The organism is Kitasatospora sp. NPDC057500 (assembly GCF_042802195.1).
Taxonomy (GTDB): Bacteria; Actinomycetota; Actinomycetes; order Streptomycetales; family Streptomycetaceae; genus Kitasatospora.
The window spans coordinates 14,168-30,304 of record NZ_JBHVER010000090.1; the positions used below are offsets into that span (position 1 = coordinate 14,168).

The window sequence follows — 16,137 nt, forward strand, 5'->3', positions numbered from 1 at the left end:
GGCGGACAGGCCGTTGGTCCGGTCGGCGGGGGACGGGCGGTTCGGACCTCGGAGGTCGGTACGGCTCGGCAGGGGGCGCTTCGGCGCGAGTTCGGGGCAGCGACGGTGGCGCTGGCCGCCCGCGACGGCCGGCACGTGGCGGCGTTCAGCACCGACGCCGACCGGGCCGAGGGCGAACGCCGTTCGGCGGAGACCGAGTTCTGCCGCTGAACGGCGGCGGGGGCCGGCGGGGCGGGCGTCACCTGTTCGGCTGACGTGCGGGCGCGGGACGTGTGGGTGCCGGGGGCGTGGGAGATCCCCAGGGGCAAGCAGCCCGTCCGCCGTCGAGGAGCACCACCGCATGCGGATCCTGATCGTCACCGCCGGTTCGCGGGGGGACGTCGCGCCCTTCACCGGCCTGGGGCGGCGCCTCGTCGAGGCGGGCCACCAGGTCACCGTGGCCGCCCACCCCCCGTTCGCCGCGCTGATCGGCGCGTGCGGCCTCGGCCACCGGCCGGTGCCGGGCGACCCGCAGGAGCTGATCCGGGCCCGGACGGCGTCGCCGGAGCAGGCGCGGGAGGCGTCGCGGGCGTACGTGGAAGGGCTCGCCGGCGGGGTGGCGCGGGCCGTCGCGGACGGCACCGACCTGGTGCTCACCGCGTTCGGCCCGGCGCCGTTCAGCCGCGCGGCCGGCGAGGCGTTCGGCGTCCCCGTCGTCGGCACCTACCTCGCACCGGCGTTCGCCACCCGGCGGTTCCCCCTGCCGGGCGCGCCGGAGACCGGCCCGCCCGGTCCGGAGGGCAACCTCGCCGCCGGGAGGGGCGTGCTCAGCCGCGCGGACGGGTTCTTCGCCGACGCCGTGAACCGGCTGCGCGCGAGCCTCGGACTGCCCGTCGGCACGCCGCCGTCGGTTTCGGGGGCCGGGGGTGTCCGGCCGGTGTTCCACGGCTTCAGCCCGCTGGTCGTGCCGCGCCCCGCGGACTGGCCGCCCGGGGTCGGGGTGGCGGGCTACTGGTGGCCCGCGCGGCCGGAAGACTGGCGGCCCCCGGCCGAGTTGGCCGACTTCCTCCGGGCGGGCCCGCCCCCGGTGTTCATCGGCTTCGGCAGCATGGCGCCGGGGCAGGGCGAACGGCTCGGCGAGCTGGTGACCGGTGCGGTGCGGCGCGCGGGCGTGCGCGCGATCGTCCAGGCGGGGTGGGCCGGACTCGGCGGGCACGGCCCCGACGTCCTGGCCGTGGGCGAGCTGCCCCACGACTGGCTCCTCCCCCGCACCGCCGCCGTCGTCCACCACGCCGGGGCGGGCACCACGGCGGCGGGGCTACGGGCCGGTGTGCCCGCTGTGCCCGTCCCGGTGATGGCCGACCAGCCGTTCTGGGCGTCCAGGCTGCACGAGTTGGGGGTCGCCCCACGGCCCCTGCCGTTCCAGGACCTCACCGCCGCCGGCCTCGGCGACGCCATCACGGCCTGCCTCGCCGAGCCCGCTCACCGCCGCCGCGCGGCCGACCTCGCCCGCCGCCTCGCCGCCGAGGACGGCGCCGCCCCGGTGCTCGCCCACGTCGCGGCGGCGGGCGGCTGATCGGCTTCACCGCCGCGCGCTACCGGGCCAACTGACCCGACGACGCATCCGGGGCCCGGAACCGTCGCGGTTCCGGGCCCCGAGTGCGGGCGGCCCCGGTCAGAGCTGGGTGGCCGCGAAGCCGGAGAGGAGGACGAGGAATCCGCCGATCTCGCCGAGCACCAGGACGGCCAGCATTCCCTGCATGCTGCGCGGGGGGTTGTGCATCTGGTTCTCGGTCGTGCCCTGGAGGCCCAGGCGGGTGTAGTTCGCGATGGTCACCAGGAAGAGCAGGACCATGCTGCCGGCGGCGGTGAGGTTGACCGCCGCCGGCCAGCCGGAGAGCTCGACGAAGGCGGCGATGAGCCCGGTGGCGAAGGAGTAGAGCAGGGCCGCGCGGTGGGCGGTGTCGACGTAGGGGTGCGCCTTGCCGGTGGGCGAGGTGACCATCTTCTGCCACTTCCAGACGCCGAGCAGGAGGGACGTGGTGAAGATGATGCCCGCGAAGAAGAGTATCCAGGCGGTATCGGTGTGGATGGTCACGTCGGGGTCCTCTCGAAAGCGCCTGTGGGGAGGGAGTTTCCAGGCGTCGATCGAGAGACTATTCGGCGGGGATGCCCCGGAGGAGGAAGGGGAGGTGGCTGCCGCGGGTGAGGGCGGTGAGGGCCTGGGTGGTGCGGCGGTGCTGTTCGGGGTCCATGGCGTCGGGGAGTTGGGCGGGGTGGAGCCAGTGGACGGCGGTGATGGTGTGGGGCGGGCGGTGGCGGGCGACGATCGTCTCCTGCGCACTGGTCAACCTCCCGCCCCAGTAGACGAAGTTGATGCCCTCGGGGAGGACTTGGGCGTCGACGTAGTCGGTGGCGAGGATGCGGCGGAGGGGGAGGACGAGGCCGGTTTCGGTCTCGGTGTGCCGGCGGGCGGCGAGGTGGGGCAGTTCGTTGGCCTCGGCGCTGCCGCCGGGGAGCATCAGGCCGGACTTGTAGGCGGTGGCGACGAGGAGGACGGCGCCGTCGCGGTTGAGGATGAGGGCCTGGTGGCCGAGGCGGCGGCGGGGCGGGGTGGTGAGGATGGCGGGGAGGTTGTGCAGCATGAGGAGGTGCTCCTGTTCGGCGAGAGCCAGGTGAAGCAGGCGGGCAGTCCTGCGGAGATTCCGGCGGTGAGGATCAGCCCGAAGATGAGGAGTCGGGGTCCGAGCGGCCCGTTGCGGATGGGCCAGCAGACGAGCGCGGCGGCGAGGGTGGCGAGGGTGGGGACGCCGAGGACGGTGGCGAGGAGTTTGAGGGCCCGGTTCACGCCACGTCGGCGGCACGGGGCCGGCTGGGGTGCTGGACGGTGATGAAGCGGGGGGAGGGGAGGGCCTGGACGGCTTCGGGCGCGGTGGTCCACTCACAGCCGCCGGATTCGGGGCGGAGGTAGACGAGCCCGGCGAGGTTGTCCATGTAGACGCCCTCGACCGGATTGCCGGTGAAGTCCCGGTGCGCGAGGTCCCGGACGACCTCGCCGACGGTGGGGGTGTAGATGGGCATGGGGGCTCCATTGGTTGCGCTTCGCATTGGGATCACTACGACCCGTATCCATGGTGGAGCTGAGGGGTCTACGATCGGAAGCCACAGAACTGGCGAATGAGCCCACGTTCATTTGGAGAATCCATGAATCGCCGCACGCTTGACCCAACGTCATCTCCAAGTGCACCCCTCGGCATTCAGCTCCGCAGGTCACGGGAGGCTCGCGGGCTGACGCAGCCGCAACTGGGCACGTTAATCAGCTTTTCGGCGTCCTACATCTCGCGAATTGAACGAGGCATCGAACCGCCAAGCCGCCGCCTCGCCCAAGAGGTCGATCGTGCTCTCGACACTGGAGGAACCATCGAGCTGATGCTCGACCAGCTGGAGCACGCTGTGCTCAAGGAAGGGTTCCCGGAGTATGCGGAGAAGGAGGCCAAGGCGGTCACCGTGCGGCTTTTCCATCTCGGTGTGCTCTCGGGACTGCTTCAGACCGAGGAGTATGCAATGGCCTACGAGCTGGCCGCCGTTAGACGAGGCACAAGTACCCAACAGCAGGCCGAAGCTCGCGTGAAGTTCCTGCTGAACCGCCAGGAAAACCTGAGGCGAACCCCGTCCCCCTTCATCCAGGCGGTAATTGACGAGTGGAACCTGCGGCGGCCGATCGGCGGTCCGGGCGTGATGGCTAGACAGCTCAAGTCCTTGGAACACCTGGCACAGCAGCCGAACATCACTCTCCAGGTCGCACCACTCAGCCTCGGGGAGGATCGGCCGTTCGCTCATACCGTCACGCTGTTGACCATGCCGAGCGGTAGGTCGTTGGGCTACACCGAGAGTCACAAGACGGGGCACTTGGAGCGCGATGCCCAGATACTGTCGTCGTGGACCAGGGACTACGATCGGCTGCAAGTCGAAGCGCTGCCCAGAGCCAGCTCATTGGAGCTGATCAGAGTGGTACGGAAGGAATTTGAGAGCCATGCAGCACGTTGACCTTACGGGAGCCCAGTGGCGCAAGAGCACACACAGTGGCCAGGGCGGCGACTGTGTCGAGGCTGCCCCCGACTTCCCCGGCCTCGTCCCCGTCCGCGACTCCAAGGACCCCTCCGGCCCCGCACTCGTCTTCCCCGCCGATGCCTGGCACTCCTTCGTCACCGCCATCCAGGCCGGCGAGTTCGGCACCGCCTGAGCTCCAGCATCGTCGATGGGCCTCGACCGGCACCCGGTCGAGGCCCATCTGCCTTCAACGGCCGATCAGGATGCCTACTCGTAGCCAATGGTGAAACGCGTCGGAACGAGCACATCCCATGTGAATGGAAGGCAGTGAGAGAATGGGCGAGTTCACTCCCGAGGCCGCCGAGGCGCTGAAGGCCGCCGAGGCCGTCTGCGGGCCGCTGGAGCTGGAGGAGATCACCAACCGGAGAGGATCGGCCGTCTGGAAGGCCACCGGTCCGCGGGGTTCGGCGAGCATCAAGATCGGCACCGACGAAGCCGCCGAGGTCACCGCCCGCGAAGCCTCCGTGCTGGACCAGCTCCCCGGCTACGCCGTGACGGCCGGGCGCTTCGACAACGGCGTCTGGTACGTCACCCCGTGGCTGTCCGGGCCGTCCACCTGGCAGGTGTTCCGCCCCATGCGCAAGGGCGAGGGCGGGCGGGAAGAAGCGCTCGCCGCCGCGGTCGGACTGTGCCGCGCCGTGGCGGACCTCCACGGCGCGGGGTGGGTGCACGGCGACCTCCAGCCCCAGCACGGCGTCCACGGTGAGGACGGGACGGTGCGCCTGCTCGACTTCGCCTGGTCCCGGAAGACCGGTACGACACCGTGGACGAGGTTCGACGGCACGATGATCCACCTCACCTCCCCCGAACTGGCCGCCCGCATCATGACCGGCCCCCAGCCGTGCTGCCGGGCGGTGGCTCGGGCGCTGCCGTTCCGCTCACCGGCAGCGCCACCACCCGTTCTCGGCGGCCCCCGACCGGATTCCCGGTCGGGGGCCGTACAGTCCTCGCCATGAGCGACGCCACCGCCGCATCATGGCGTGAGATCGAACGCAGCACCGTCTTCTCGAAGTTCGGCCGGTCGGTCGACCGCGTCGACTTCGAACTCCCCGACGGCAGACGGGACGAGTTCTACCTGAAGCGCGAACGCCCGGCCGCTTCGGTCCTCGCCCTCACCTCGGACCACCGCGTCGTCCTCGCCCGCCAGTACCGGCCGGGCCCCGGCCGTGTGCTGTACGAGCTGCCCGGCGGCTTCGTCGAACCCGGTGAGGAGGCACTCGACGCCGTCGCCCGGGAACTGCTGGAGGAAACCGGCTACCAGGGCGAGATCCGCGCGGCCGGACCGTACTGGCACGACGCCTACTCCGACGCCCGCCGCTTCGCCTTCGTCGCCACCGGCTGCGTCAAGGTCGCCGAACCGCAGCCGGAGCGCACCGAGTTCATCGACGTGGCCACCCTCGACCTCCACGAGTTCCGCACCCGTGTACTCCGCAGGGGCGAGCTGACCGACACCGCCGCCGCCTACCTGGCCCTCGACGCGCTGAACCTCCTGTAGTCCGGCGCCCGACCCCCCACCCCTCACGCCGCCCGCCAGCCGTGGGCGTACTGGATGTGGACCTGGCCCGGGCCGCCGCGGGGAGGCCACTCGCCCGAGGTGCCGTCGGGCTCCAGGGTGACGCACTCGTGCGTGCCCGGGTACTCCAGGGCGCGGGCCGGGCCGTCGGTGGTCAGCGAGTGCAGCAGTGCTCCGGAGAGCCGGAACGCCGTGGCACTGCCGGTCAGGAACAGTGTGTGCGCCGCGAGGTCGAAGCGCAGTTCGTCGCGCCACCCCCGGAACAGCCTGCGTCCGTGGTCGAACTGCTCCTCCCAGGAGAACTCGTTCTCCGGGATCTCCACCGTGTGCGGCTTCCCCGGCCCCAGTCGGCCCCGGACGGCCTTCCACCGGGAGGGTGGGAAGCCCAGGCTGTGGTGCGCCAGGACCAGGTCCAGCGCCACCGGCGACCGGTGCCGGTCGTCGAGCCCCTTCGGTCCCTCGCGGTCCGCCTTCAGCGGCACGTACACCAGCGACCGCCGCGACCGCGCCGCCAGCCCCCAGGCCACCGCCAGGCCGGCCGCCGCCCGCCGGTCGACGTACATGTCCAGCGACCATTCCTTGTCGTACATCACGGCACGGCCCGACCTCGGGCCCGCCTTCACGACCCGGTACTCCTCGCCACCGTGCCGGACCCGGTGGACTGTGGTGCTCAACTTCACCGAACAGTCCTATCCCGCCCGGAGGCGCCCTGTCCTCCGGGTTTCCGACCGCCTACCGTGGACCGGAGCCTACGGAAGGAGTCCGACGCCCATGTCCGTCGACCTCACGGGAACACTCGAAGTCGCCGACGGCCGCCCCGGCCTCGTGCCCGTCCGGGACTCCAAGGACCCGGCGGGGGGCGCCCTGCTCTTCTCCGCCCACGCCTGGCACGACTTCATCGCCGCCGTGAAGGCCGACGAGTTCGACCTCCTCTGACTCACGGGTACAGCGGACGGCAGCACCCCGAGCGGGCCACGGACAGCTTCCCCGACGCCCGCGACCGCTCGAAGGAGGGTGCTTCTCGGTGATCCCCTCGCGTCCGGCTGACCCGGGGGCCCGTCGGCTGCTTCCATGGGCGGATGCCCCAGACACCCCCGCCGCCCCTGCCGCCGCCCGCCGAGGTGCTCGGTGTGCGCCGCATCCGGCTCGTCGAAGTGCCCGCGCCCCGTCTCACCGCCGAGGAACGGCGTGCCCGGGACCGCGTCTGGGCGGAGATGGCCCTGGCCAATCCCGCGCTCTTCGACGGCCCGGTGGTGGCGTGCGCGGGCACCTCGTGGCCCCGCCCCGGTGAGATCCACGTCTTCTGGTCGCGCGTGACGTACCGGCACTACGCGCTCCGCCGGGTCACCACGTCCGCCGCCCCGACCGCCTCGCTCTCCGTGAGCGTCCTCCAACCCACCGACGACGGGCGGGTGCTGGTCGGCCGGATGTCCCCGTCGACGTCCGCGCCCGGGCGCTGGCAGCCCCCCGGCGGCGCCGTCGAGCCCCCGCCCGACGGCGAGCGCCTCGACCTCGCCGCGCTGCGGCGCAACGCCGTCCGGGAGCTCGCCGAGGAGACCGGAGTGGCGACCGAGGCCGGCGAGTTGACGCTCTGGGCGGTCACCCGGGGCCGCTACGGCAGCGTCGGCGTGCTGTTCCTCGCCCCGCCCCGGCCCGAGCCGGTGCTGCGCGAACGCTTCGCCGCCCTCGCGCCGCCCGAGCGGGAACTGGTCGAGCTGGCCTTCGCCCGCTCCCCCGCCGACCTGCCGGGCCTCCCCGGCCCGCACGCCGACTACCTGGCCCCCGTCCTGCGCCGCTTCGCCCGACAGCGGGACCATCCGCCGGGCTGAAGGACGTCCGACGGCGGCCGGCGACACAATGGGGGGCATGGTGCGCAGCAGGCTTCCCGATCAAGTCCCTTGGCGCTAAACGGACTCGAACGCCTTCCCCCATGCGGCCCGGGTCGACGGCCGGTGGTGGGTCCTGCGGCTCAACGACTTTCCCGGGCATCCGCTCCACACCCTGTTCATCGACGGCGTGGCCGACCGCGACCTCGACGACCTCCCGGCCACCTGGCTGTCGCCGGAACGCGCGGAGGTGCTCCGCCTCATGGCCGGCCTCGGTCCGTACGGCGCCGAGGCCGGCACCCCGTGCTCGGGCGACTGGTGCACCTGCGGCGTCCTCAGCGACGAGTGCGCCGCCCGGAAACCGGTCGCCCCGGGCGGGTGCGTCGCCTAGGTTGGGACGCCCACCCAGCGAGGAGTCGGCGATGCCCCGTGTCGGAGTGCCGGAACAAACGCGACTGGCCGGCTACGCGGCCGTGGCAACCCGGCTCGCCCTGCTGAGCGACCGGCGGCTCGGGGAGGTCGTGGCCTCCGCCGACCCGCTCGGGTCGGGCGTCGGGGGCACCTGTGCGGTCCTGGAGGTCGACGGGAGGCGGGTGTTCGTCAAGAAGGTGCCGCTGACCGAACTGGAGGCCCGGCCGGAGAACGTCCGCTGCACGGCGAACCTCTTCGGCCTGCCCGGCTTCTACCAGTACGGCGTCGGCTCGGCCGGGTTCGGCGCCTGGCGGGAGCTGGCCGCCCACACCATGACCACCCACTGGGTGCTGGGCGGGGACCACGACGGCTTCCCGCTGATGTACCACTGGCGCGTCCTGCCCGGCAGCACGTCCGAGGGCTTCATGGACTTCCTCGGCGGCGTGGACGGCGCCGTCGCCCACTGGGAGGGCTCCCCGGCCGTGCGCGGGCGGCTGGAGGCGATCGGGCGGGCCGAGCAGAGCCTGGTGCTCTTCCTGGAGCACGTGCCGCACACGCTCGGCGCGTGGCTGCACGGGCACCGGGACGCGGCCCCGTACGGCTGGGCGGACGAGGCCGTGGCGCGGGGCGCGGCGTTCATGCGCTCACGCGGACTCGTGCACTTCGACGCCCACTTCGACAACCTCCTCACCGACGGCCGGCGGGTCTACTTCGCGGACTTCGGGCTCGCACTGAGCGCGGACTTCGAACTCTCGGCGGAGGAACGGCGGTTCCTCGCGCACCACCGCGCCTACGACCGCGACTACACCGCCGCCCACCTGCTCCTCCGCCACCTCCTCGACCGCTACCGAGGAGACACCGAGCCCGCCGACTTCCTGGAGAAGTGGCTGGCCGGCACCCGCCCCGACGGCGTCCCGCCGGAGGTCGCGGCGGTCGTCGACCGGCACGCCCGCACCGCCGTCGTGCTGGCCGGCTTCCGGCGCCGCCTCCTCGACGAGAGCAAGCGGACGCCGTACCCGGCCGCCGAACTCGACCGTGTCAGGGCGGAGGCTCGGTAGGCGGCACTCAACGGGGACGGAGTGGGAAGTCGGACCCGCCGACTTCCCACTCCGCACCCCCTGGCCCGGCAGCGCGGCGGCGTCGGGTCAACGGGTGGCTTTCGGGGCGTCGTCGGCCGGACGGCAGAGGTTGAGGCTGTACGCGGCCTGGCACTCCGTCCGGTCCGGCACCACTCCCGTACCGCGGACGCCCTGGAGGAGGCTGACCAGGACGACGAGGGCCAGGGCGGCCTTGACCGCGCCGGTCAGCGCGCCGGTGAACTTCGCGGCGTGGAAGCGGCGATAGGCGTAGACGAGGCCGGCGACGGCGGCGATGAGGGCGGAGAAGCTGAGGTAGCTGTAGTCGGTGATCCGACCGTTCTCCCGGACGAGGCTCTCGGTCTTGAAGTCGAGCAGCACGGGAACGATCGCCACCACGGCGGCCACCAGGCTGACTCTTACGGCAGGGCTGCGCCCACGGATGTACTCGAACACGGTTTCCCCCCATGATCTTTCGGTGCAGAGGAGGACGCTCGGCCCCCGCCCGCGGTTCCGGATGCGAAAATTCCGGGCCGCGCCGCGCGTACGGGGGCAGAATCGGCGCCATGGTGGACATGGAGGCGTTCCGGGACGCGGTCGCCGGGTGGGCGGCCGGTGCTCCGGGCGGACCTGCGGGCGGACCTGCCGGCGGGCCCGGGGGCCGGCCTGCGGGCGAGGTGGCGGCGGAGGTCGCACGGCGGCTGGGGGTGCGGACGGCGGTCCTGGTGGAGGGGCCGAGCGACCTCGCGGCCGTCGAGACGCTGGCCGCCCGCCGGGGGCGGGACCTGGCCGCCGAGGGGGTGTGCGTGGTCTCGATGGGCGGGGCGATGAACATCGGCCGCTACGCGGGCCTGCTCGGGCCGCCGGGGCTGGGGCTGCGGCTGGCCGGGCTCTGCGACGAGAACGAACAGGGCTTCTACCGGCGCGGGTTGGAGCGGGCGGGCGCGCCGGACGAGGGGTTCTTCGTCTGCGTGGCGGACCTGGAGGAGGAACTGATCCGCGCGCTGGGCGTGGCGCGGGTGGAGGCGATCGTCGAGGCCGAGGGCGACCTCACGGCCTGGCACACCTTCGTCCGCCAGCCCGCCCACCAGGGCGGACGCCCGGAGCGGCAGTTGCGGCGCTTCATGGGGACGAAGTCGGGGCGGAAGATCCGCTACGGGCACCTGCTGGTGGAGGCGCTGGGCAGCGGGCAGGCGCCGGCTCCGCTGCGCGAGCTGCTCACGGCGCTGTGACGGCCCGGCCCCGCCCCTGCGCAGGAGCCGGTGCGGCTCAGAACTCGACGGCGTCCAGGTGGTAGGTGGTGTCGATGACGAAGCCGCCGGCGTTCGCCTTGACGGAGAGCACGTACTGGCCGGGCGCGAGCGGATCGAGGGCGCACCACAGGCCCCAGGCGACGCGCGGGACCCCGGTGGCCAGGAAGCGCTTCGAGGTGAACTCGTGCACCTTGAGCGGGACTCCGTTGAGCGTCGCCTCGGCCTGGGAGGCCTCGACCCGCCACGGGGCGGCGGAGAGGCCGAGGGCGACGCGCTGGGTGTTGAAGACCGGGAAGAAGACCGGCGTCCCGGCGGCGATCGGGCAGCGGCGCACGACGCGGCCGCCGTAGGTGCCGGCCAGGAACCAGACGTCGGAGGGCTGGCGCCAGCCGGCGAACTCGCCGGTGGTGTCGGCGACCGGGCTGCGCTCCACCGGGGCGGACAGCGCCCACTTCCACCAGCGTGCCGCGAGCTCCGCGCCCCGGCGGGGGTCCACGGTGTCGGCACCGGTCTCGGGGGAGACGGCCTCGCCCACGTCAGCTCCTTCGGGTCCACGCGCGCACCGCACATCGGTTCGCGCAGCGACCCTATCCGGTGCCGGCCGGGCCCTCCCGCGCGGGAGGGCCCGGGGTCTCAGGCCTCCAGGCGGCGGACGGTGACCTCGTACTGGTCGACCGCGCCCTCCCAGCTGATGACGACGGCGGCGTCCCCTTGCTCGTCCTCGTCGTCGTCCGCGCCGTACAGGGCCAGGGCGAGGTCGTGGGACTCCGGGTCGCAGAAAGCGGCCAGGTAGTCGCGCAGCACCGGGTCGGCGACCTCGGCGACGTGCTCGTGGGCCTCGTCGTCCACCGCGTCCGCGGAGTCGCCGAGGCCGGGCGGCATCAGCTCGCGCGAGGTGGCGGCGGACAGGCCGGTGGCGGCGAGCAGGGCGTCGAGGAGGGTGTCCCCGCCGACCAACCGGGCCTCCCAGAGCGTCCACAGGTCCCCGGGCAGCTCGGGCGAGGCGAGGTCGACGCCGTGCCGCTGCGCCATCCGCCCGAGGTCCGCGCCCAGCAGGGCGCCGTCCCACGACCCGGCCCCGGACTCCTCGACGGCGGCGGCGAGTTCGGCGGCGAAGGGCGCGAGTTCGGCGGGCAGTCCCCGCGCTTCGACGAAGAACAGCGAACGGCTGGCGTCGAAGACCAGCACCGTCTCGTCGAGATCACCCGGCGGGGTGAGCAGCGGGCCCTCGGGGACGACCGCCTCCTCCCCCGCGAGCGCGGCCCGCCCGACCCACCGCGGGTCCCGGTTCAACTCGATCTCGGCCATGAAGTTGCCGCTGTAGTAGGCCCCGTACCGGGCGGCCCCGTCGTACTCGTCGAGCGGTCGGCCCAGCACCACCCCGAAGGCCTGGGTGAGCGCGGCCTCCCACTCCTCGGAGCGGGCGGCCGATGTGTTGTCATCAAGCGTCATGCCGGGAGTACAGCACGCCCAACCGACAGTCCCCGCCGCCGGGTTGCACGAGGCACCGGGTGGGTCAGCCGGTGGCGCGGACGTAGATGTCGGCGGCGCCGGGGAGGCCGGCGGGGTCGGGCGCGACGTAGACGCGGCGGGCCGGGACGGGGGCCGGCGGCGGGGCGGGGCTCGGGGTGGCGGTGGGCGCGGGGTCGGCGGTGGGGGTGTCGGCCGGGGCCGGGGTGGGCGAGGGGGTCTCCTCCGGAGTGGGGACCGACTCGGGGTCGGGCTCGGCCTCGGAGGCCGGGGCGATGTGCTCGGCGGGTTCCGGGAGGACGGTCTCGGGTTCCGTGGTGGGATTCGGGGTCGTGGCGGCCGTCTCCTCGGGGACGGCCGTCACCGTCGGCGTCGGGGAGGCGGTCGGGGAGGCGAACGGAGGGACGAGCGGAGGGACGAGCGGAGAGGCGGTCGGGGAAGCCGTCGGCGCGGCGAACAGGGAGCCGGACGGGGCCGGGGCGCCGACCTCGTGGGCCTGGGCCGGCTCGTCGCCGCCCAGCGCCTCGGCGAGGTCCGCGGGCAGCGGGGCGAGGCCCCCGGGGGCGGCCAGGTCGTAGGTGCGCAGGAAGTCGCCGACGCCGACCTCGCGCCCGCCGACCAGCCGGTAGTGCAGGTAGGCGACCGGCAGGCCGTCCGGGGTGTGGGTGTAGACGGCGCCGACCGGCACGTAGTAGCGGCCCGCGCCCGGGTGCTGGGAGGGGTGGAGGCCGGCCAGCAGTTCGGCGCGGTCGCGGTCGGTCTCTATGGCGCCGCGGCCTATGGTGAGCGCGTTGACGCCCCGGACGGCCAGCGCGGCCAGCACCGACACGAAGATCACCAGCCCGATCGCGACCGTCCGGCGCAGCACGGGCCTGCCGTGCAGCGCTGGCCACGAGTCGCTGGCGCGTTCCGGCGACAGCCCGCGGTCGGGCCCTCGTTGACTCACTCTTCCTGCTCCCCCGGTCCGTCGTCGTGGCGGCCCGGCTCGGGGCACGGCCACTCGTCATGCTCGACGAGGACCCTACGCTCCGAGTTCCGCACGGGACCACCCGACCTGATCACCCCACCCGCCGCGTGCGCCCCGGGCGCCCCCCTCGGCCCAGGTACGCCGGGGCCACCGCCGCGTCGAGCAGCCGCCGGGCGGAGCCGGTGCCGTCGGCGGGGACGGTCCACAGGTCGGCGCCGAAGTCCCCCGGGGTGGAGTACAGCAGGGTGCGGCCGTCGGCCCGGAGGGCCCGGTCGTCGATGCTGCGCTGCTCGGCGGTGGCGGCCTCGGCGGGCGCGTGGAGAAAGGGGAGCAGCGGTCGCCGGCCGAGGACCGCCGTCGGGCGCGTGTCACAGCCGTCGCGATTGACCCGTCCGTCACGGGCGTGGTGGTATTTCGGCGGTCCTCGGTGCCCGGCACCGGCCTGACCTGGGCGTTCCGGCCGACGGGGACCGACGGGTTCCGGCCGCCCCGGGAGGGTGGCGGCCACGGGCGGTCGGCGTGCGGCCCCGGGCAGGTGTCGGGCGGGTGACGCGGAGGATCGGGACGTGGGCAGGGCGTGAGCGCGGCGTGAGAGGACCGGACGGGAACGGTTCGGGCGGGACCGGATCCGGCGCGTTGGGCGGTTCGGGTGACGCCGGGGGCGCCGGGAACTACGGGGACTGCGGGGGCGGCTCAGGTCCGCTCGTCGTCGGGGTGGGCGTGCGCGGCTCGGCGACGGAGGCGGAGCTGCTGGGGCTGATCCGGCGCGCCCTCGCCTCGGCCGGGCTGCCGTCCGGCGCCGTCGGCGCGCTCGCCACCCTCACCGGCAAGGGCGGCCACCCCGCCGTCCGCTCGGCCGCGGCGGCGCTCGGCGCGCCGGTGGCCGAGTTCCCGGCCGCGGTGCTGGCCGCCGTCCCCGTGCCGAACCCGTCCGGCGCCGTCGGCGAGGCGGTCGGCACGGTCAGCGTGGCCGAGGCCGCCGCGCTGGCGGGGGCCGGCGGCGGGCGCGCCGAGCTCGTCGTCCCCAAACGGAAGTCGGCGGCCGCGACGGTGGCCGTCGCCCGCGCGCCCCGCCGTCCGCACGCCCGACCGAACCCAGGAGAGCACCCGTGACCCCCCACTCCCCCGCCGGACACTCCCCCGCCGAACCCGATCTGCGCCACCACGGGGACGCCGAGGTGCGGGCCGACGGCGCCGGCCTGGTCGACCTCGCCGTCAACGTCCGCACCGGCACGCCCCCGGCGTGGCTGCGCGAACGCCTCGCCGCCACCCTCGCCGACCTCGCCGCCTACCCCGACGGCACCGCTGCCCGGGCCGCCGTCGCCGGACGGCACGGGCGGCCGGTGGAGGAGGTGCTGCTCACCTCGGGCGCCGCCGAGGCCTTCGTGCTGCTCGCACGAAGCCTGACGCCACATCACATAGCGGTCGTGCACCCGCAGTTCACCGAGCCGGAAGCAGCCCTGCGGGACGCCGGACACCCGGTGCGGCGGGTGCTGCTCGCGCCGGAGGACGGCTTCCGGCTGACCGGGGGCGCGGTGCCGGAGGAGGCCGACCTGGTGGTCCTCGGCAACCCCACCAACCCCACCTCCGTCCTCCACCCGGCCGCCGCCGTCGCCGCCCTGGCCCGACCCGGCCGCACCCTGGTGGTCGACGAGGCGTTCATGGACACCGTGCCCGGCGAGAGCGAATCCCTCGCCGCGGCAAGGGACTTGCCGGGCCAGGTGGTCGTACTGCGCAGCCTCACCAAGACCTGGGGACTGGCCGGCCTGCGGATCGGCTACGTGCTCGGCCCGGCACCGCTGATCGCCACCCTGGCCGCCGCCCAGCCGCTCTGGCCGGTCTCCACCCCGGCGCTGGTCGCCGCCGAGGCCTGCTCCGCGCCGCCCGCGCTCGCCGAGGCGGAGCAGGCCGCGCACGAACTCGCCTTCCGGCGGGAGTACTTGGCGAAGGGTCTGGCCGCCTTCCCGGCGGTCCGGGTGCACGGCGAGCCGGCGGCGTCCTTCGTGCTCGTCGAGCTGCCGGGCGCCGACGCCGTCCGCGCCCGGCTGCGCACGCTCGGCTTCGCCGTCCGCCGGGGCGACACCTTCCCCGGCCTCGGCCCGGACTGGCTGCGCGTCGCCGTCCGGGACGAGGCCACTACGGACCGCTTCCTGGCCGCCCTGGCGGAGGCACTCGCAGCCGCCCCGGACACCGGCTACTCGCAGATCCCCGGCTCGGCGGCCGGCTCCAGCAGCACCGGGTCGGCCAGGTAGCCGGGGGCCTCGAAGCGGAGCCGGCCGTCGGCGGTGAGGGTCGCCCACCCGGGCAGGACGCGCGGCGCGGAACCGGGACCCCACGCACCGGGGAGCCCGGGCGGCAGCACCGGCGGCCGGTCGGTCCACCACGAGTGCCCGGCGAACCGCAGGTGGGTGGTCTCGCAGCGGGTGTTCCAGTCGAGCGCGTAGGGGACGCCGACGGCTGCGGCGAGGCCGGGGTCGGCCGGCGTCAGGCCGGGCCGCACCTCACGGCGCGGCGGCGGCACGGCGGCGCCCGCCGCGGTCACCGTTGCCGTGGTCACCGCCGTCGTGGTCACCACCGTCCCCACCGTCGCCGTGGCCCGCACCGTGACGGGGGCCGGACGGCCGCCGCCGACGTCCGTGGTCGCCGGCACCACGGCCAGCGCGGCACCCGCGACCGCCACCACCGACCAGCGGGCCGCCCAGGCCCACCGGCTCTCCGGCGTCCCGCCCTCCCCGTCACCGCGCCCCTGAACCCCACGCATCACTGTCGCCTCCTCGGAGCATCGTCCTGGTGGCAATGGGACCCTCGGGACGGGCAACCGGTTCCCCGCACGTCGGACCACCAGCTCAGCCGGTCGCACCCTCGACGCCCAGCTCCGTACGCGCCCAGGCCCGCAGGGCGGCGAAGTCCTCGGCCCGCAGGCCGATCCGGGGGTTGATCCGGAAGGTGGCCGCCGGTCCGGGGTGGTGGGCCGCTATCCACTCGGTGTCCTGCGGCCCCAGCTCGTCGTCCACCCGGACGAACGGCCGCCCGGCCGCCCGGCCGCCCACTCGACCAGGGGCCGGGTCTTCCAGTGGAGTCCGTCGGGGTCGTCGTGGTGCATCCGTGGCCAGGCGATGTGCGGGAGTCCGGGCAGGCCGACGTGCGGGGCGATCCAGGTGTCGGCCTCGTCCTGCCAGGTCGTCGCCCAGACCAACTCGAACGGCAGCGCCAGGAGTTCGCGCCCGTGGTCAGGGTTGAGCCAGAGCCGGAGCGGCTCGACCTCCTCGGCCGGGCGGCCGGGGAAGCGGGCCGGCCAGAACTCCGGCCGGATGTGGTGGGTGCGGTAGCCGGGGGGCTGTTCCTGCGGCTCGGCGGCGTACGGGTTCAGCGGGCTGTCGACATCGAGGAGGAGCAACGGGAGTGCGGTCATGGGGCCGATCCTCCCGCGCGACAGGGGCCCTGAGCATCCCGTTTCGACGCGGTGGTCTGCGACAGGATCGGGATGTTTCCCGCACCGGGCCGTGAACGATCCCGTCGTACGGTCGTGGTG

The 16,137-nt window shown here is 74.3% G+C and carries 21 protein-coding genes and 2 pseudogenes; 12 read left to right on the forward strand and 11 right to left on the reverse strand.

Annotated elements, in window-relative coordinates:
* Positions 1–340: 340 nt before the first annotated feature.
* Positions 341–1,555: a glycosyltransferase gene (locus ACFU74_RS20185; protein ID WP_380758521.1), complete on the forward strand. Its 1,215-nt coding sequence runs from the start codon at positions 341–343 to the stop codon at positions 1,553–1,555.
* A 99-nt stretch (positions 1,556–1,654) separates the two neighbouring features.
* On the opposite strand, the gene ACFU74_RS20190 is transcribed toward ACFU74_RS20185, so the two are convergent.
* The 3 genes from ACFU74_RS20190 to ACFU74_RS20200 all read right to left on the reverse strand — a co-directional run bounded on the left by ACFU74_RS20190 (position 1,655) and on the right by ACFU74_RS20200 (position 3,060).
* Positions 1,655–2,077, reverse strand: coding sequence for a hypothetical protein (locus ACFU74_RS20190; RefSeq protein ID WP_380758523.1), 423 nt, complete (start codon positions 2,075–2,077; stop codon positions 1,655–1,657).
* A 58-nt stretch (positions 2,078–2,135) separates the two neighbouring features.
* Complete coding sequence (locus ACFU74_RS20195) at positions 2,136–2,624, reverse strand: NUDIX domain-containing protein (protein WP_380758525.1); 489 nt, start codon at positions 2,622–2,624, stop codon at positions 2,136–2,138.
* 199 nt (positions 2,625–2,823) lie between these two features.
* Positions 2,824–3,060 carry a hypothetical protein gene (locus ACFU74_RS20200; RefSeq protein WP_380758527.1) on the reverse strand — a complete coding sequence of 79 codons (237 nt, stop codon included), beginning with the start codon at positions 3,058–3,060 and terminating at the stop codon, positions 2,824–2,826.
* A gap of 123 nt (positions 3,061–3,183) precedes the next feature.
* Here ACFU74_RS20200 and ACFU74_RS20205 point away from each other — a divergent pair, with 123 nt between their 5' ends.
* The 4 genes from ACFU74_RS20205 (at position 3,184) to ACFU74_RS20220 (ending at position 5,584) form a co-directional block, all read left to right on the forward strand.
* Positions 3,184–4,026: a Scr1 family TA system antitoxin-like transcriptional regulator gene (locus ACFU74_RS20205; RefSeq protein WP_380758529.1), complete on the forward strand. Its 843-nt coding sequence runs from the start codon at positions 3,184–3,186 to the stop codon at positions 4,024–4,026.
* Positions 4,013–4,222 (forward strand): DUF397 domain-containing protein, encoded by a 210-nt coding sequence (locus ACFU74_RS20210; protein WP_380758532.1) that lies wholly within the window; start codon positions 4,013–4,015, stop codon positions 4,220–4,222. Before ACFU74_RS20205 ends, ACFU74_RS20210 begins: the two co-directional genes overlap by 14 nt.
* A gap of 142 nt (positions 4,223–4,364) precedes the next feature.
* On the forward strand, positions 4,365–5,045 hold the full coding sequence (locus tag ACFU74_RS20215) for a hypothetical protein (RefSeq protein WP_380758534.1): 681 nt from the start codon (positions 4,365–4,367) through the stop codon (positions 5,043–5,045).
* Entirely contained in the window at positions 5,042–5,584 is a 543-nt protein-coding gene (locus ACFU74_RS20220; protein WP_380758536.1) for an NUDIX hydrolase, read from the forward strand. Before ACFU74_RS20215 ends, ACFU74_RS20220 begins: the two co-directional genes overlap by 4 nt.
* 23 nt (positions 5,585–5,607) lie before the next feature.
* On the opposite strand, the gene ACFU74_RS20225 is transcribed toward ACFU74_RS20220, so the two are convergent.
* Positions 5,608–6,276: a hypothetical protein gene (locus ACFU74_RS20225; protein WP_380758537.1), complete on the reverse strand. Its 669-nt coding sequence runs from the start codon at positions 6,274–6,276 to the stop codon at positions 5,608–5,610.
* A 97-nt stretch (positions 6,277–6,373) separates the two neighbouring features.
* On the opposite strand from ACFU74_RS20225, the gene ACFU74_RS20230 reads away from it, so the two are divergent.
* The 4 genes from ACFU74_RS20230 to ACFU74_RS20245 all read left to right on the forward strand — a co-directional run bounded on the left by ACFU74_RS20230 (position 6,374) and on the right by ACFU74_RS20245 (position 8,897).
* Positions 6,374–6,538, forward strand: coding sequence for a DUF397 domain-containing protein (locus ACFU74_RS20230; RefSeq protein WP_380758539.1), 165 nt, complete (start codon positions 6,374–6,376; stop codon positions 6,536–6,538).
* 143 nt (positions 6,539–6,681) lie between these two features.
* Positions 6,682–7,431: an NUDIX domain-containing protein gene (locus ACFU74_RS20235; RefSeq protein WP_380758541.1), complete on the forward strand. Its 750-nt coding sequence runs from the start codon at positions 6,682–6,684 to the stop codon at positions 7,429–7,431.
* 187 nt (positions 7,432–7,618) lie between these two features.
* Complete coding sequence (locus ACFU74_RS20240; protein WP_380758543.1) at positions 7,619–7,819, forward strand: hypothetical protein; 201 nt, start codon at positions 7,619–7,621, stop codon at positions 7,817–7,819.
* Between the two features lie 31 nt (positions 7,820–7,850).
* Positions 7,851–8,897: a protein kinase family protein gene (locus tag ACFU74_RS20245; protein ID WP_380758545.1), complete on the forward strand. Its 1,047-nt coding sequence runs from the start codon at positions 7,851–7,853 to the stop codon at positions 8,895–8,897.
* An 87-nt stretch (positions 8,898–8,984) separates the two neighbouring features.
* On the opposite strand, the gene ACFU74_RS20250 is transcribed toward ACFU74_RS20245, so the two are convergent.
* Positions 8,985–9,371, reverse strand: a complete 387-nt coding sequence (locus ACFU74_RS20250; protein ID WP_380758547.1) for a hypothetical protein — start codon at positions 9,369–9,371, stop codon at positions 8,985–8,987.
* Positions 9,372–9,481: 110 nt separating this feature from the next.
* Between ACFU74_RS20250 and ACFU74_RS20255 the strand changes: the two genes are divergently transcribed.
* Positions 9,482–10,147, forward strand: a complete 666-nt coding sequence (locus tag ACFU74_RS20255; RefSeq protein WP_380758549.1) for a TOPRIM nucleotidyl transferase/hydrolase domain-containing protein — start codon at positions 9,482–9,484, stop codon at positions 10,145–10,147.
* 37 nt (positions 10,148–10,184) lie between these two features.
* Here the strand turns inward: ACFU74_RS20255 and ACFU74_RS20260 are convergent, their stop codons facing one another.
* The 4 genes and pseudogenes from ACFU74_RS20260 to ACFU74_RS20275 form a co-directional block, all read right to left on the reverse strand.
* Positions 10,185–10,703 (reverse strand): hypothetical protein, encoded by a 519-nt coding sequence (locus ACFU74_RS20260; protein WP_380758551.1) that lies wholly within the window; start codon positions 10,701–10,703, stop codon positions 10,185–10,187.
* Between the two features lie 98 nt (positions 10,704–10,801).
* Positions 10,802–11,620, reverse strand: coding sequence for a hypothetical protein (locus ACFU74_RS20265; protein WP_380758553.1), 819 nt, complete (start codon positions 11,618–11,620; stop codon positions 10,802–10,804).
* 64 nt (positions 11,621–11,684) lie between these two features.
* On the reverse strand, positions 11,685–12,584 hold the full coding sequence (locus tag ACFU74_RS20270) for a hypothetical protein (protein WP_380758555.1): 900 nt from the start codon (positions 12,582–12,584) through the stop codon (positions 11,685–11,687).
* Between the two features lie 112 nt (positions 12,585–12,696).
* A pseudogene (locus ACFU74_RS20275) lies at positions 12,697–12,912 on the reverse strand (hypothetical protein); the annotation flags it as partial.
* A 329-nt stretch (positions 12,913–13,241) separates the two neighbouring features.
* Here ACFU74_RS20275 and ACFU74_RS20280 point away from each other — a divergent pair.
* Entirely contained in the window at positions 13,242–13,718 is a 477-nt protein-coding gene (locus tag ACFU74_RS20280) for a cobalamin biosynthesis protein (protein WP_380758557.1), read from the forward strand.
* Positions 13,715–14,857 (forward strand): Rv2231c family pyridoxal phosphate-dependent protein CobC, encoded by a 1,143-nt coding sequence (gene cobC, locus ACFU74_RS20285; protein ID WP_380758559.1) that lies wholly within the window; start codon positions 13,715–13,717, stop codon positions 14,855–14,857. The genes ACFU74_RS20280 and cobC overlap by 4 nt, the downstream gene beginning before the upstream one ends.
* On the opposite strand, the gene ACFU74_RS20290 is transcribed toward cobC, so the two are convergent.
* Both ACFU74_RS20290 and ACFU74_RS20295 read right to left on the reverse strand, forming a co-directional pair.
* Positions 14,800–15,366, reverse strand: a complete 567-nt coding sequence (locus ACFU74_RS20290) for a hypothetical protein (RefSeq protein ID WP_380758561.1) — start codon at positions 15,364–15,366, stop codon at positions 14,800–14,802. The two genes, cobC and ACFU74_RS20290, sit on opposite strands and share 58 nt — an antisense overlap.
* A gap of 85 nt (positions 15,367–15,451) precedes the next feature.
* Positions 15,452–16,017 (reverse strand): annotated as a pseudogene (locus ACFU74_RS20295) (hypothetical protein).
* Positions 16,018–16,137: the final 120 nt, after the last annotated feature.